General features: G+C 62.2%; 15 protein-coding genes. 1 reads left to right on the top strand and 14 read right to left on the bottom strand.

Annotated elements, in window-relative coordinates; genetic code table 11:
- Positions 1–71: 71 nt before the first annotated feature.
- From LPA37_RS00900 to ndk, 14 genes are all read right to left on the bottom strand, one after another.
- Positions 72–1,223: an ATP phosphoribosyltransferase regulatory subunit gene (locus tag LPA37_RS00900; protein WP_229011048.1), complete on the bottom strand. Its 1,152-nt coding sequence runs from the start codon at positions 1,221–1,223 to the stop codon at positions 72–74.
- 182 nt (positions 1,224–1,405) lie between these two features.
- Complete coding sequence (locus LPA37_RS00895) at positions 1,406–1,597, bottom strand: DUF2065 domain-containing protein (protein ID WP_228977878.1); 192 nt, start codon at positions 1,595–1,597, stop codon at positions 1,406–1,408.
- Positions 1,598–1,643: 46 nt separating this feature from the next.
- On the bottom strand, positions 1,644–2,552 hold the full coding sequence (gene hflC / locus LPA37_RS00890) for a protease modulator HflC (protein WP_228977724.1): 909 nt from the start codon (positions 2,550–2,552) through the stop codon (positions 1,644–1,646).
- Positions 2,553–2,563: 11 nt separating this feature from the next.
- Complete coding sequence (hflK, locus tag LPA37_RS00885) at positions 2,564–3,952, bottom strand: FtsH protease activity modulator HflK (protein ID WP_229011045.1); 1,389 nt, start codon at positions 3,950–3,952, stop codon at positions 2,564–2,566.
- A gap of 49 nt (positions 3,953–4,001) precedes the next feature.
- Complete coding sequence (gene hflX / locus LPA37_RS00880) at positions 4,002–5,189, bottom strand: GTPase HflX (protein ID WP_228977728.1); 1,188 nt, start codon at positions 5,187–5,189, stop codon at positions 4,002–4,004.
- 58 nt (positions 5,190–5,247) lie between these two features.
- The gene (gene hfq / locus LPA37_RS00875; protein ID WP_006051315.1) at positions 5,248–5,484 is read right to left on the bottom strand and encodes an RNA chaperone Hfq; all 237 of its coding nucleotides are present in this window, start codon (positions 5,482–5,484) and stop codon (positions 5,248–5,250) included.
- A 150-nt stretch (positions 5,485–5,634) separates the two neighbouring features.
- Positions 5,635–6,972, bottom strand: a complete 1,338-nt coding sequence (der, locus tag LPA37_RS00870; protein ID WP_090530456.1) for a ribosome biogenesis GTPase Der — start codon at positions 6,970–6,972, stop codon at positions 5,635–5,637.
- Between the two features lie 460 nt (positions 6,973–7,432).
- On the bottom strand, positions 7,433–8,578 hold the full coding sequence (gene bamB / locus LPA37_RS00865) for an outer membrane protein assembly factor BamB (RefSeq protein ID WP_228977730.1): 1,146 nt from the start codon (positions 8,576–8,578) through the stop codon (positions 7,433–7,435).
- 63 nt (positions 8,579–8,641) lie between these two features.
- On the bottom strand, positions 8,642–9,271 hold the full coding sequence (locus LPA37_RS00860) for a tetratricopeptide repeat protein (RefSeq protein WP_228977732.1): 630 nt from the start codon (positions 9,269–9,271) through the stop codon (positions 8,642–8,644).
- 72 nt (positions 9,272–9,343) lie between these two features.
- Positions 9,344–10,693, bottom strand: a complete 1,350-nt coding sequence (hisS, locus tag LPA37_RS00855) for a histidine--tRNA ligase (protein ID WP_228977734.1) — start codon at positions 10,691–10,693, stop codon at positions 9,344–9,346.
- Positions 10,694–10,726: 33 nt separating this feature from the next.
- Entirely contained in the window at positions 10,727–12,043 is a 1,317-nt protein-coding gene (gene ispG / locus LPA37_RS00850) for a flavodoxin-dependent (E)-4-hydroxy-3-methylbut-2-enyl-diphosphate synthase (RefSeq protein ID WP_229011042.1), read from the bottom strand.
- 83 nt (positions 12,044–12,126) lie between these two features.
- Complete coding sequence (locus LPA37_RS00845; RefSeq protein WP_228977738.1) at positions 12,127–13,197, bottom strand: helix-turn-helix domain-containing protein; 1,071 nt, start codon at positions 13,195–13,197, stop codon at positions 12,127–12,129.
- A 183-nt stretch (positions 13,198–13,380) separates the two neighbouring features.
- The gene (gene rlmN / locus LPA37_RS00840; protein WP_228977740.1) at positions 13,381–14,532 is read right to left on the bottom strand and encodes a 23S rRNA (adenine(2503)-C(2))-methyltransferase RlmN; all 1,152 of its coding nucleotides are present in this window, start codon (positions 14,530–14,532) and stop codon (positions 13,381–13,383) included.
- Positions 14,533–14,652: 120 nt separating this feature from the next.
- Entirely contained in the window at positions 14,653–15,078 is a 426-nt protein-coding gene (gene ndk / locus LPA37_RS00835) for a nucleoside-diphosphate kinase (protein WP_228877242.1), read from the bottom strand.
- A gap of 265 nt (positions 15,079–15,343) precedes the next feature.
- Between ndk and LPA37_RS00830 the strand changes: the two genes are divergently transcribed.
- Positions 15,344–16,039, top strand: coding sequence for a Bax inhibitor-1/YccA family protein (locus LPA37_RS00830; RefSeq protein ID WP_228977742.1), 696 nt, complete (start codon positions 15,344–15,346; stop codon positions 16,037–16,039).
- Positions 16,040–16,124 lie beyond the last annotated feature (85 nt).

The following is a 16,124-nucleotide window of genomic DNA, read 5'->3' as shown; positions in this document are numbered from 1 at the left end:
AACGGCATGGCCGTTATTCCGGGTATTTTGAAGTAGACGCGGCGGCTCGCCGCGCCCGGCTTTTCCGGCGCTCAGGAGCGTACTTCCACGACCCACGCGCCGTTGCGTTCGACCAGTACGCGGTCACATGCGAATTCATCGAGATCGTGATCGTGGCCCGGCAATGCCTGGATCACCACTTCACCGGCGTCGCGCAGTGCGGCGACACTCGCACGCAGCGCGTCGTCGTGTTGCCACGGCGCGAGGATCGCGCTGCTGCGCGCCTCGACCGGCGAAATCCGCGCCACTTCACGCAGATCGAGCGAGAAGCCGGTTGCGGGCCGCGCCCGACCGTACGCTTCGCCGACCTTGTCGTAACGTCCGCCGCGCGCCACCGCGTTCGGTACGCCGTCGACGTACGCCGAGAACATCACGCCGCTGTGGTACGCATAGCCGCGCAGGTCGGCCAGATCGATCATCACTTCGGCGCCGTCCACCTGCGCCGCGAGGAACGCGAGGTCATCGAGCGCACGCGCGATTTCCGGTGTGGCCGGCAGGCGCGCGCGGGCTTCGGTGAGCACCGAGGCGTCGCCGTAGAGCGTCGGCAGGACGCGTAGCGCATCGCGTGTCGCGGGCGTCAGGTCCGCGCTCAGTTCGTCCAGACGCGGCACGTCCTTGCCGGCGAGCGCGTCGTAGAGCGCTTCGCCCAGCGCGACGGCTTTCGGTTCATTCGCGATCAGCGCGGAGAGCACACCCGCATGGCACAGGTCGAGCCGCACTTTGGCGAGACCCGCAAGGCGCAGCGCGTCGAGCATCAGTTGCTGGATTTCGAGGTCGGCTTCGAGGCCTGCATGCCCGTAGATTTCGGCGCCGATCTGGATCTGTTCACGCGTTGCGTGGAGGCCGCGCGGACGCGTATGTAGCACATTGCCCGCATAACACAGGCGCGTCACGCCCTGACGGTTCAGCAGGTGGGCATCGATACGCGCGACCTGCGGCGTGATGTCCGCGCGCAGGCCGAGCGTGCGGCCCGACATCTGGTCGACGAGCTTGAACGTGCGCAGGTTCAGGTCGCCGCCGCCGCTCGTCAGCAGCGACTCGAGATATTCGAGCATCGGCGGCATGACCATTTCGTAGCCATAGGCGCGGAAACGGTCCAGCAACCGGCGACGCAACTCTTCGATCTTGCGGGCCTCCGACGGCAGCACGTCGGCAATATTCTCGGGAAGTAACCAGGTCGACATCGATACAGTCCTACGACGTTGAACACGGACGCGCGGGCGCGCCGGTATATGACGGGTGAATGGCGAAAAATACGTCCGGTCCGGCGTGAGCGCCGCGGCGGGCGGGTCATGGCGCGGGGTTTCGTTCCCTGCTCGCGTTCGCGCCGCGCCCGGCAGGCGAACCGGCTTCGCTCACGATGCGCTCATGTCGCGATCAGCAGCAAAACCAGCCCGAGCACCATCACGATCAGGCCACCGATGCGCACCTGATGCACGGGCCGCTCCGCAATTCTACGAAACGTGTCACGCCAGGCGCTCGGGAACACAAAGGGGAACATCCCCTCGATGATCAGCATCAGGGCGATCGCGAGCAATAACGAGCCGGCTATATCCATTCGAATGACGGCGCCGCGCTGCACAAGGCGCGCAACGCTCCGATAATCAATGTTTGCGGGCGGGCGCAGCAGCGGCGGCGTCCGGCGACGTGCCGCCTGTCGGGCTGCGCATGAAGCGGAAGAACTCGCTGCCTGAATCGACCACGATCACGTCGTTCGGCTTGAAGCTGTTCCGGTACGCCTGCATGCTCTGGTAAAACTCATAGAACTGCGGGTCGCGGCCAAAGGCTTCAGCAGCGATCGACGCCGCGTTGCCATCACCCTCGCCCTTGATCTTCTGCGCATCCCGGTAAGCGTCCGCGACGATGCTCTGTTGCTGCAAGCCCGCATCCGCCCGGATCTTGTCGGCTTCGGTCGCACCCTGCGCGCGCACATCGCTCGCGGCCTGCTCGCGCGCCGCAGCCATGCGCTTGTAGACGGAGTCGGTCATGGCTGCCGGGAAATCGATACGCGTCAGTTGCACGTCGATCACCTCGATGCCAAGCGGCGCCGTGGCCTTCTGCATCGCCACACGCGCCTCGCTTGCGATGTCCTGCTGTTTTGCCAGCGCATCGGCGAGCGTAATCTTTGCGAAGACGTCGCCGAGCGCGTCGCGCGACATCGTCGCGAGACGTTCAGGCAACGCCTGCGCATCACCCTTCGTATCCGCGAAGAGCTTCAGCGGATCGGTCACGCGATAGTGGATCACGGGGTTCACGAGGATATCGATCCTGTCGGACGTGACGTAGCGATCAGCGTCCGGCGCATCGACGGACTGGATGCGCGTATCGACGAGCGTCGCGGTCTGCAGCGGCGGCGGCAATTTCACATGCAGGCCCGGGCCGACGAGCGTGGGCGTCGTGTCGCCTCGGCCCGACACGACAGCCATATGACGCTGGTCGACCACATAGACCATCGACGACGCGGCAAACAGCACGATCACAACAGCAATGACGAGCGCAATGATTCGGTTCATGTTCGCGCTCCTTATTGCAGTTCTTCGTCGCGACCGCGACTACGGAACGAATCGCGCGAACGGAATGCGTCGCTGGCAGCGGCCGCCTGGCTTGCGCCACTGGCCGGTACAGCCGCCGCGCCCGAGGCAGGCTGCGACGCGGTTGTAGCCGCGGCGGTGCTCGCACCCTGCGGCGTTGCCGCGGGCACACCCGAACCCGCCTGCGCGCCGCTCGCGGTGTCGACAGCCCGTTGACGGGTCTGTTCGACGAGCTTGTCGAGCGGCAGGTACAGCACGTTGTTCGAAGACTTGCTGTCGACAAACACCTTCGTCGTATTCGAATAGATGTGCTGCATGGTTTCCAGGTACATGCGCTCGCGGATCACGGCGGGCGCCTTCGAGTATTGGGCATAGACCTGGCTGAAGCGTTCGGCATCGCCTTGCGCCTGAGCCACGACGCGGTCGCTGTACGCATGTGCATCGTCGATCATGCGGGCGGCATCGGCCTGCGCACGCGGCAACAGTCCGTTCGCATAAGCCTGTGCGTCGGCCCTCGCACGCTCGCTATCCTGCCGTGCCTTCGCGGCATCGTCGAAGGCGGACTGGACCTGCTCGGGCGGCGTCACACCCTGAATCGTCGCACCGGTGACGGCAAGACCCGTGTGGAATTCGTCGAGCGAACGCTGGATCGAATCGACGAGTTGCAGACGGATTGCTTCGCGGTCCTGATCGAGGACGCTGTCCGTACCGCGGGCACCCACGATTTCACGTATCGCGGCCTGCGCGGTCTGCGTCACGGTCTGATCGGGATCCACGCTGCGGAACAGGTAATCGGTCGGTTTGCGGATCTGGTATTGCACCGAGAAATGCACGTCGACGATATCGCCGTCGTGCGTCAGCATCGATGCGTCTTTCACATTGGGCGTGCGCACGACGTTATTACGGCCGATTTCGACCGAGCGCACCTGCCCGACATTGACCATCTGGTGCGATTCGAACGGATACGGCAGACGCCAGTGGATGCCCTGACCTGCCGTCAAACGGTATTGACCGAACTGCGACACAACGGCGACCTGGCCATCCTGCACGACGAACACGCCGCTACCCAGCCAGATCGCGATGAACACGCCGATGACAATGCCCACGCCAATGCGCGTGCCGCGGCCATTGTCGGGCCGGCGCTCGCCATTGCCTGAGCCGTTGCCCTTGCGGCCGAACACGCGCGACAGGCGCCGGTTGAAATCACGCCACATCTCGTCGAGATCAGGCGGGCTTTCGCCATTCTTGCCGTTTTGCGGACGCTTGGGATCGTTCGGACGCTGCTTGTCGCCATTGCCTTCGCCCCGGCCCCAGCGCGGATCGTTCATCGAGAAAATGGCGCGCACGCGCAACCATGTACTCCGCTCGTTGTAATCGTTCACCTGTGTTCGTTCACCAGAGTAGACAGCCGGTCAATGCAATTGGAACGGGTCAGTGCCCGAGTTCTGGGACCTTGCGGTCGTCGGTTGGTGCCGCCGGCCGGTCTTCTTCCGGCAATGGAGGCACTCGGTCGGAAAGATACTCGGCGGTCGCGATTTCGGCGATAGCGGCGCGCAGTGTGTCCAGCCCCTGCCCCGTGCGCGCGCTCAAAAAGACGCGCGAAATATTACCATACTCATCCCGCTCAACCGTGTCGCCGCGGGCCGCCAGCTCAGGCACGGCGTCGATCTTGTTGAAGACCAGCACCTGCCGGATCGCGTCCGCGCCGATTTCGTGCAGCACGATGTTCACCTGGTCGATCTGGTCGAGCCGCACGGCGCTCGATGCATCGACGACATGCAGCAGCAGATCGGCGTGAACGGTTTCCTCGAGCGTTGCGCGGAAAGCGGCCACCAGCTGGTGAGGCAGCTCGCGGATAAAACCCACCGTATCGGACACCACCACCTGGCCGACTTCGTCACCGAGATACACCCGGCGCGACGTGGTATCGAGTGTGGCGAACAGCTGGTCGGCCGCGTAGGCCTGCGCCTTGGTCAGTGCGTTGAAGAGCGTGGACTTGCCCGCGTTCGTATAGCCCACGAGCGACACCGACATCGTGCGATTGCGCTCGCGCTGCCGACGCTGCGTGCCATGCTGGCGGCGCAGTTTCTCGAGCCGCGACTTGAGCGCCTTGATGCGCTCGCCGATCAGGCGACGGTCGGTTTCGAGCTGCGTTTCACCCGGACCGCGCAGGCCGATACCGCCCTTCTGGCGTTCGAGATGGGTCCATGCGCGGATCAGCCGCGTGGCGAGATACTGCAGCTGCGCGAGCTCGACCTGCAGCTTGCCTTCGTGGCTGCGGGCGCGTTGCGCGAAGATGTCGAGAATCAGGCTCGTCCGGTCGATCACGCGTCTGTTAAGCGCCTGCTCCAGATTGCGCTGCTGCGCGGGGGCCAGTGCGTGATTGAAGATGACGATTTCGATGTCGTTCGCCTCACACGCAAGACGCAGTTCCTCGGCCTTGCCGCTGCCGACGAACATCTTCGCGTCAGGAGCGGACCGGCGTCCGGTGAGGGTGACTACAGGATTCGCACCCGCGCTTTGCGCGAGCAGACTGAGTTCTTCGAGACTGGCTTCGAAATCGATCTTTCCGAAGTCGATACCGACAAGCGCTGCGTTGGTCAAATTGGAGGGTATCAAAATGAAGCGGCCGGGAGAGATCGCCGACGGGCGATGCCATGCCGGCCGCGACGAGGGATTAGGACTGTTCAGAATCCGGGTGGAAATTCACCGGACGGGCCGGCACGACTGTCGAGATTGCGTGCTTGTAGACCATCTGGGTAACCGTATTTCGGAGCAACACGACGTACTGGTCGAACGATTCGATGTTCCCTTGAAGCTTGATGCCGTTGACCAGATAGATCGAGACCGGCACGTGCTCTTTGCGCAGTGCGTTCAAAAACGGGTCTTGTAACAATTGCCCTTTGTTGCTCATAGCAAACTCCGTATTTTTTTGCAGGTTGACTAAATTGACGGTGAAGAAAAAGAAATTCGCCGTCAACCGCTACACTATAGCCGATTTTTGTTTTTGCGCGAGTAGCCTGACCATCCGGCCAAACCCAGCACACACGCGGGTTTCAGCGTTTCAGCCTTTGTCCGCGTAAGGGTTCGTCGACGAACGGAACTCTATGCGCAATGGAGTCCCGGTCAGCCCAAAAGTTTCCCGGAAGCGGTTTTCGAGGTAGCGCTTATAGGTTTCGGTAATCGCGTCGAGCGCGTTGCCATGAATCACGATGATCGGCGGGTTTTGTCCACCCTGGTGCGCGTAGCGCAACTTCGGACGCACCGGTCCACGACGTCGCGGCTGCTGGAACTCGACCGCGTCGATCAGCGCGCGGGTCAGCTTCGGCGTCGGCAGCTTTGCCATGGCGGCGGCGTAGGCATCGTCGACCGATCGCATCAGCTGGCCGATACCCGTTTTTTCCGCCGCCGAAATAAAGTGAAATTTGGCGAAGTCGAGAAATTTTAGCTTGCGCTCCAGATCCGCTTTCGTGCGCTCGCGCACGTGCGAATCGAGACCATCCCATTTGTTCACGCCGACCACCAGCGCGCGCCCCTGCTCGACGACGAAACCGGCGATGTGCGCGTCCTGCTCCGAAATATCCTGGCGCGCGTCGAGCAGCAGGATCACGACGTTCGCGTCCGAGATCGACTGCAACGTCTTCACCACCGAGAATTTCTCGATCGCCTCGAACACCTTGCCGCGCCGGCGCAGACCTGCCGTGTCGATCAGCGTGTAGTTTTTGCCCTGGCGCTCGAAGTCGACGTAGATCGAATCGCGTGTGGTGCCGGGCATGTCGAACGCGATCACGCGATCTTCGCCGACCAGCGTATTGATGAGCGTCGACTTGCCCACATTCGGGCGTCCGACGATCGCGATCTTGATGCCGCGCGCGTCCTTGTCTTCGTCTTCCTCTTCCGGATGACCGGCATACGCGACGCCGAGCGCCTCGTTGATCATTTCCGTCACGCCGTCGCCGTGCGCCGCGGAAATCGCGCGCGGGTCGCCGAGACCGAGTTCGTAGAAGTCGGCGGCCACCGCGCTGTACTTCATGCCTTCAGCCTTGTTGACGACGAGGAAAACCGGCCGGCCGGTCTTGCGCAGGTAGTCGGAGATCGATTTGTCCTGCGGCGCGAGGCCATTGCGGCCGTCGACGATAAACACGACGACGTCCGACTCCTCCACCGCCTGGCGCGTCTGGCGCGCCATTTCGTGCAGGATGCCGTCTTTCGCGACCGGCTCGAAACCGCCCGTGTCGACGACCAGATAGGGCCGTTCGCCCGTCCGTCCTTCGCCATAGTGACGGTCACGCGTCAACCCCGGCAAATCGGCGACGAGCGCATCACGCGAACGCGTGAGACGGTTGAACAGCGTGGATTTCCCCACATTGGGGCGCCCAACGAGGGCAATAACGGGTTTCATCAGATGTTGTTCACAGTGAAACGCAAGGTCGAGAGACTCGACGGGCCGTGCGGCGATGCCACATGACTGCCTGTTGGCTGCGTTTGACAAAAATTATCACGAAATCGGTCACACCCGGGATGCGAACCATCGCTGCATCTCCCGGCCGACGAGGAACTGGCTGGCTGGCGCGACCTTCATACGATGCGCAGAAACTGCGTGCGACATGCGTGAGGCGTTGAGCGTCTGCAGATCCAGCGTTGCGGACGGCGCTTGAACCGGGCGTCGCATTTCGCGACCGGCGCGCACCCACCACGCCACCCAGGTACCACTTTTTACCGGGCCGCCGGACCAGCCGGGCTGGCAGCCTGTATCTCCATTTCCCACATGGGCGCGGCGCAGCTGATGCTACGCCAGAAATACGTACGGCCGGCAAAGCCGGCCAGCACGTCGATCGGATCGAACGAAGCTGTGCGCGCGATCAGCGCGGACGGAAACCGTACAGGTCGCCGTCATGCGTCTGCACGACGAGCGTGTCGCCAGCGAGGACCGGGGCAGCGGTAATTGCGCTGCCATCGGTCTTCATGCGGGCAACGAACGAACCGTCGTCACGCGACAGGAAATGAACGTAGCCTTCGAAATCGCCCACCACGGCTGCGTGCCCCAGCAGGAACGGCACGCCGACGTCGCGGCTCTTCAGCTTGTCGTTGGTCCACAGCGGACGGCCCGTCGCGGCGTCGAATGCATGCATGACCGCCCAGTCGTCACCGGCGACCACAACCGTGTCATCTTCCGCGAGACCGCTCGTGCTCGAGAATTTACGCTCCCACACGGCGCGGCCCGAATTCGCATCGAAACAGCCAATCTGCCCCTGGAACGTCACCGCGCAGGTTTGCGCGCCCACGAGCGCCGGCGCACCGGTCACGTCGTTAATACGCTCGACTTCCGTCACACCCTTCGGATACGAGACCGGCGTCTGCCAGAACGCGTCGCCCGTGTGCAGGTTGATCGCAGCGAACGCACCACCCGGGAAGCCGGCCAGCACGGCCTGATCGCCCGCGAACGTCATACCCGACGACACACGCAGGTTGAGCGGCACCGCGCGATTGCGGTAATTCCATTTCTGCTCGCCTGTCTGCGCGTTGAAGGCCGTGATCTGGCCATCTACCGTGCGAACCACAACGAGACCATTGCCAACGAGCGGCGGCGAAATGATTTCGCCGGGTGCCGTGCCCTTCCACAACAGCTTGCCGTCCGGGCCGAGCACGAAGACGCCGCCCTTCAGCGCACCGACGGCGGTCAGGTTGCCATCACTGCCCACACCCGCGGAAAGATCGTCGTCGACCTTCGTACGCCAGATGTCCTTGCCGGTTTGCGCGTCGATCTTCGCGACCGAGCCGTTTTCACCCGCCGCATACACCGCATTGCCGACGGCAACCGGCGCGAACAGGTAGCGACCGGCCTTGCCGACGCTCGACTTCCACGTCTGCTGCACGTCGAGCACGGGTTTGAACTCAGTGAGCGGCGTCGGCACGCGGCGCTCGTCTTTCGTGGATGAGCAAGCCGCCATCGTAAGAACGGTCATCGCACAGGCAACGGGCACAGCGTAACGTTTCAGCAGATTCATCGGTGGACGAAGCATTAATTGAGAATTTATCAAATGGAGCCAGTTGATCACGCGGCGCGCCGGTCAGCCGCCGAGTGCATCCAGCTTGAACTGGATCAACTGACGCGTCGACGTGTCGTTCTTCGACAGCGTGTCGAGCGCGAGCTTGTAGGCTGCGCGCGCATCGTCGCGCTTGCCCTGGGCCGCGAGCAGATCGCCGCGACCGTCCGCCACGACGCCCTTGAATGCGTCGGACTGCGGCTCGGCCAGCAACGCGAGCCCTGCATCATAGGCCTTCTCGTCGAGCAGCAGCGAAGCGAGGCGCAATTTCGCGATCTGCTTGAACTCGTCGTCCTTCGCGTGATCGACGGCCCACTGCAACTGGGCCTTCGCTGCCGGCTCGTCGCCAGCGGTATAGAACGCCTTCGCCGCGCCGAGTGCGGTCATCTGCGCGTAGGCGGTGCCGCTGAACTTGTCTTCCATGTCGGCCGTGACACGGGTGATCTTCGCCTTGTCGCCCGAAGCGAGCGACTGCTGGACCTGGTCGTACAGTACAGCCGCTTCAGCCGCCTGACGACGCTGCCAGAAATTCCAGCCGTTCCACGCCGCCGCGGCGACGAGTACGACCAGCACGATCCACGTGGTTGCATTACCCCACTGCGCCCACCATGCCTTTACGCTTTCAATCGATTCTTGTTCGTCGTGGTAACTCATCGCGAGGCGATTCCTTCTTCCTTGATACTTTGTCTTTGTCGTACTTCACGCTGTGTTCAGCGCACCGCGCGATCAGTCGTCGCCGTCATCGCCTTCGTCGGCGGATGCAACCATCGCATTGATTAGAAATTCGGTCAAGTCTTCAGCCGGCACGTTCTGCTGTTCGCTTTTTGCGCCTTCCGGGCCGGTATTGCGCAGCGGTTTCACGCCGACCGTGCCGTTCGCGATCTCGTCTTCACCCAGGATCACCGCGAAGGCCGCGCCGCTTGCATCAGCACGTTTCATCTGCGACTTGAAGCTGGCCGACTGGCCATCCGGGCTGCAATGCAGGATCACGTCGAGACCCGTATCGCGCAACCGCTCGCCGATGATAAACGCCTGCTCGCGCGCCGCGTCGCCCTGATGCACGAGGTACACGTCGCAGCCTTCGTCTTCGGGTACGAGCTTCTCTTCCTTCAGCAATTCGAGAATGCGCTCGATGCCCATTGCCCAGCCGCACGCAGCCGTCGGCTTGCCGCCCAGCTGCTCGATCAGCGGGTCGTAGCGACCGCCGGCAGCCACGGTGCCCTGTGCGCCAAGCTTGTCGGTCACCCACTCGAACACGGTCAGATTGTAGTAATCGAGACCGCGCACAAGACGCGGATTGATCTTGAACGGGATGTTGTTCGCTTTCAGGATGCGCTGAAGCCCTTCGAAATGCGCACGCGATTCATCGCCGAGAAAATCGATCAGCTTCGGCGCGTTCTGCGCGATGTCCTGCAGCGCCGGATTTTTCGTGTCGAGCACACGCAGCGGGTTCGTGTAGAGACGACGCTTCGCCTCTTCGTCGAGCACGTCCATGTGCTTCTCGAGATACGCGATGAGTTCGACGCGATGTGCGGCACGCTCTTCGGCGAGACCCAGCGAGTTGATTTCGAGCTTGATGCCTATCAACCCGAGATCGTCCCAGAGACGCTGGCACATCATGATGATTTCCGCGTCCGTATCCGGACCGGCGAAACCGAGTGCCTCGACGCCGACCTGATGGAACTGGCGATAACGCCCGCGCTGGGGACGCTCGTGCCGGAACATCGGGCCGATGTACCACAGGCGCTTCGGGCCGTCGTACAACATGTTGTGCTCAATCGACGCACGCACGACTGCTGCCGTGTTTTCCGGACGCATCGTCAGGTTTTCGCCGTTCAACGCGTCGGTGAAACTGTACATCTCTTTTTCAACGATGTCGGTGACTTCACCGATACCGCGCGTGAACAGCTGCGTGTGCTCGATGATCGGCGTACGGATATTCTGGTATCCGTACGAACGCAACATCGACTTCACGGTCGATTCAAAAAATTCCCACAGCCCGGCATCCTGCGGAAGGATGTCGTTCATGCCCTTCACGCCTGCGAGTTTCTCGAGCTTTTTCTTCTGTTCAGTCATCTGTGTTCTATCTGACGATCCTGGTTGAGCGGTCTAGTTGGCGACTTCGGCACGGCCGTAAGTACGCTCGACGTAGTCGCTCACGATTTGCTGGAATTCTTCGGCGATGCGCTCGCCGCGCAGCGTCTTGACCTTTTCGCCGTCGATGAACACCGGTGCCGCGGGGTTCTCGCCCGAACCCGGCAGGCTGATGCCAATGTTCGCCTGCTTTGACTCGCCCGGACCGTTCACGATGCAGCCCATCACGGCAACGTGCATCTTCTCGACACCCGGATACGTATCGCGCCACACGGGCATCTGCGTGCGCAAATATGTCTGGATCTGCGATGCGAGTTCCTGGAACAGCGTGCTGGTGGTACGGCCGCAACCCGGGCACGCGATCACCATCGGCGTGAACGAACGCAAGCCCATCGTCTGCAGGATTTCCTGGCCGACGATCACTTCACCTGTACGCGACGCACCCGGTTCCGGCGTCAATGAAATGCGGATCGTGTCGCCGATACCCTGCTGGAGCAGCACGGACAGTGCGGCCGTCGAAGCGACGATGCCCTTCGAGCCCATGCCGGCTTCCGTCAGACCGAGGTGCAGCGCGAATTCGCAACGTCGCGCGAGCTCGCGATACACGGCGATCAGATCCTGCACGCCGCTGACCTTGCACGACAGAATGATCTTGTTACGGCTCAGACCGAGCTCGACCGCGCGTTCCGCCGAGCCGATCGCGGACTGGATCAGCGCTTCGTACATGACGCTCTGTGCTTCCCACGGCGTGGAACGCGCCGCGTTTTCGTCCATCATCTTCGCGAGCAGGTCCTGATCGAGGCTGCCCCAGTTGACGCCGATACGCACCGGCTTGTCGTACTGGATCGCGGCTTCGATCATCTGCGCGAACTGCGTGTCACGCTTCGCGCCATGACCGACGTTGCCCGGATTGATCCGGTACTTGGACAGCGCCTCGGCGCATGCCGGATAGTCACGCAACAGCAGGTGGCCGTTGTAGTGAAAATCGCCGATGAGCGGCACTGTCACGCCCATCCGGTCGAGCTGCTCACGCACTGCCGGGACGGCTGCGGCCGCTTCCGGCGTGTTCACCGTGATACGCACGAGTTCGGAACCCGCCTGCGCGAGCTCCTTGATCTGGATGGCTGTGCCGATCGCATCCGCGGTGTCGGTGTTGGTCATCGACTGCACGCGCACCGGCGAATCGCCGCCGATCGTGACGATCTGGCCGCCCCAGCGCACGTCTACAGCATGCGAGGAACGGCGCGGCGCGTGACCGCCAAAAACCGGATCGGTTGAAACAATCTTGCTGCTGGAAGGGGATTGAGCTTCGGAGTGCATCGAAAGACCCATTTACACCGCAGGCGCCGCGCGCAAAACGCGCCGCCAGAATTGAAAAAGCGTCGCGGCGAACCTGCCGCGACGCGTACCCTGTTTCAAGGCAACGCGAAGCGAGCCACGTTGCCCTTTGCTGACGCGTACTTGCCCGGATCGACCGCCTGGCCATCGAGCGACATCGAATCCAGCCCTGCCTTGTTGCCGACCGTAACCTTGAACGGCGGCTCGCCCGCAATTTCCTTCGACTCACCGGCGCGGACGAGGCCCGAGAAGACTTCCTTGCCGTCCTTCTGCCGCACGCTGAACCAGCTGTCCTGTGTTACCTTGATACCGACCGTCGCCTGGCCTTCCGCTGGCACTGCCGCTTCCGCCGCGGACGCCTGCTGCGGCGCACTCGCAGCCGGCTTCAGCGCCTGGGCTACTACCGCCGGGGCGCCCGGGGCCGCCGGCGAAACACCTGTTGCAAGCGGCGCCGGCATCGGCGTCGCCTGAGATGCGCTATCGTCGGTTGCAACCTGGGCGCCGGATGCGGGCGCCGCTTCTTCATCCGCCATCGTTGCCGAAGCAGCAGCCTGATCCTGCGCGACGGCGCCAGACGCGCCGGTCGCACTGCCCGCAGCATCATTCGCGCCGGCCTTCAGCCGCGCGAGCCACGCCGACGAGTCGCCGCCATTTGTGTGCCACATCGCGAGCGCAATGACTGCAACGATCACCGCGGCCACGCCCCACAGCCACGAGCGCGACTTCGGGGCGTTGTTGCCGAGCGAAAGCGATACGCGGCCGCGCGGCAGATCGCGGCCCGACGAAGCTGGCATCGACAGATCCGGTTCCGGCACGCCCTTGACGCGACGCAACGCCTGACTGAACGGCGCGGGATCGGTGCCGAGCATTTTCGCGTAGCTGCGCACCACGCCGAGTGCGAACGTCGTGTCCGGCAGGTGGCTGACATCGCCGCTTTCGAGCGCGCGCAGCTTGGCCGGCGATACCTTGAGGCGCGAGGAGACGTCCTCGATCGACCAGCCCTTTGACTCGCGCAGCTGGGTCAGCCGCGCCCCGATTGCCGCAAGCGATTCCAGCGCGGGCTGCGCCACCGCCGGTGCGACGGCCGGTGCTGGACGGCCTGCGTTCGTCTCATTGTCATGCGGCTGCGGGTGCTGCGGCTCACTCATCCCAAATCCTTTCGCGTCGATTCTTTTTCACTCTTACGATCCGTCCCCATCTTTCAGGCATCGGTTCAGATTCGCAGACCGTTTATAACAAAATGTGCGGCGTTCTGCGCCGCTTCCGATCGATTTTGCAAACTTTCTTTTCAGTTCGTCCGGCGTCTCGAAGTCACAAGGACCCTGTCATGCTCAAATCGCTCGAACTTCGATGATTTTCGCCGCCTTCCCGGTGCGTTCAGCAAGACGGGTGCGATCCTTGATCGCACCTGCCAGCTGGCCGCAGGCAGCATCGATATCGTCACCACGAGTCTTGCGCACTGTAGTGACGACACCTGCATCCATCAGCACCTGCGCAAACCGCTTGATCTGCTCCTGTTTCGAGCGCAGGAGCCCTGATTCCGGAAACGGATTGAACGGAATCAGGTTGAACTTGCACGGCACGTCACGCGTGACGGCCAGCAGTTCGCGTGCGTGCTGTTCGGTGTCGTTCACACCATCGAGCATGCAGTATTCAAATGTAATGAAATCGCGCGGCGCAACCTTCAGATAACGCTGACAGGCCGCCATCAACTCACGCAACGGATACTTTCTGTTCAACGGCACCAGCTCGTCGCGCAGCGCGTCGTTCGGTGCGTGCAGCGAAACCGCGAGTGCCACGGGCAGATCCGCGCCGAGGCGGTCCATCATAGGCACCACACCCGACGTGGACAATGTGACGCGGCGGCGCGACAGGCCATAGGCGTTGTCGTCGAGCATCAGGCGCATGGCCGGCACGACGGCATCGTAATTGAGCAGCGGCTCGCCCATGCCCATCATCACGACATTCGTGACGACACGCTCGCCCTTGCCTTCACCGCCCACCGCCCGTCCACCGGCCGAGCCGAGCGACGCACGCAGCGCAAATTCAGCCATGCGCAGCTGGCCGATGATTTCGCCGGTGGTGAGATTGCGGGAAAAACCCTGCTTGCCGGTGGAACAGAAACGGCAGTTGACCGCACATCCCGCCTGCGACGATACGCAGAGCGTGCCGCGCGTCTCTTCCGGGATGAAGACCGTTTCAACTGCGTTGCCGTTACCGACATCGATCAGCCACTTGCGTGTGCCGTCGGTGGAAATATGATCGCTTGTGATGTCGGGCATCGAAATCGCGGCGCGCCCCTTCAGCTTTTCGCGGAGGGACTTTGCGAGATCGGTCATGCCATCGAAATCCGCGGCGTTGTACTGGTGAATCCAGCGCTGCAACTGTTTGGCGCGAAACGGCTTTTCGCCGAGGCTGTCGCAATATGCGACGAGCCCCTGTGCGTCGAGATCGAGAAGGTTGACGGTTGAACTGCTCGCCATATCGAATCCTGCCATATCAGTGCAAACCTGCGTTCATGCAACAAGCCACATGAACGCCTGTACCGTTCGCGCCCGCTCCTGCTGCTCCTACCTTACTACCTGGACAGCCGCTTACGCGGATTAACGCGAGTAAACGTTGACTGCCGGGAAGAAGAATGCGATTTCGACGGCGGCTGTTTCGGCTGCGTCCGAACCGTGGACTGCGTTCGCGTCGATGCTGTCCGCGAAATCAGCGCGGATCGTGCCCTTTTCGGCCTTCTTCGGGTCCGTCGCGCCCATCAGGTCGCGATGCTTCAGAATGGCGTTCTCGCCTTCCAGAACCTGAACAACCACCGGACCCGAGATCATGAAGTCGACGAGGTCCTTGAAGAACGGACGTGCCGCATGCACAGCGTAGAACTTCTCGGCGTCAGCGCGCGACAGATGAACCATGCGCGAAGCGATGATCTTGAGGCCAGCGTTTTCGAAACGGCTGTAGATCTGACCGATCACATTCTTTGCCACTGCGTCCGGCTTGATAATCGACAGGGTGCGTTCGAGCGCCATAAAAACTCCAGAAAATTAAGAGGTTACAGATTCAAATGAATCCGCTATTGTAGCATGTTCCGTTATATGATTGCGATTGAACCCTTACATCACCGTAAGGCTCTAATAAAGTGTCCGGCACCTCACTATTTTCCGTCCGGCCAGGTATTGAAACTTGCCGGTCCCGGGGTAATCTTGAGGTTGTACGGGCCAGCGGCGGGCGCGGTCACGGCCAGCCGGGCTGTACAACCACTGCGCAACACTGCGTCTGACGCAAGGAGAAACCATGAATTCGCCCTACAATTTCGGCCGCACCGGTACGATCAGCACGGTCGAAACCCGCAACCGCGTACTCCGGAACACCTACTGGCTGCTCGCGCTGTCGATGATTCCGACGGTCCTCGGCGCGTGGGTGGGTGTCGCGACCGGTTTTTCGCTGTTTGCCGCCACCAGTCCGGCCATGAGCCTGCTGGCATTCTTCGCCATCGCCTTTGGCTTCATGTTCGCGATCGAAAAGACCAAGAACAGCAGCGCCGGCGTCTTTGTTCTGCTTGGCTTCACGTTCTTCATGGGCCTGATGCTGTCGCGGCTCCTGAGCTTCATCCTCGGGTTCTCGAACGGTCCGTCGCTGATCATGCTCGCGTTTGGTGGCACCGGTGTGATCTTCGCCACAATGGCGACGGTGGCTACCGTCAGCAAGCGCGACTTTTCGGGTCTCGGCAAATGGCTCTTCGTGGGCGTAATCGTGCTGCTGCTCGCAATGGTTGCGAACATGTTTCTGCACCTGCCTGCGCTGATGCTCACGGTCTCCGTGCTCGCTATCGCGATTTTCTCGGCTTACATGCTGTTTGACGTTCAGCGCGTCGTGAATGGCGGCGAGACGAACTACATCTCGGCCACGCTCGCGATCTATCTGGACCTCTACAACGTCTTCGTCAACCTGCTTGCGCTGCTTGGCATCTTCGGCGGCAACCGGAACTAGGTCCGGCCGGAAGCCCGGCCGGCGGTGGCAGGTTGATTACGCATCCCTGCCACGGCAACCAGCGTCGTTTTGCAGTAAAGCCGTA

The sequence above is a fragment of the Paraburkholderia gardini genome (assembly GCF_907164545.1).
GTDB lineage: Bacteria > Pseudomonadota > Gammaproteobacteria > Burkholderiales > Burkholderiaceae > Paraburkholderia > Paraburkholderia gardini.
The sequence above is the reverse complement of the archived record's forward strand: the minus strand, read 5'-3'. Positions and strand labels throughout refer to the sequence as shown.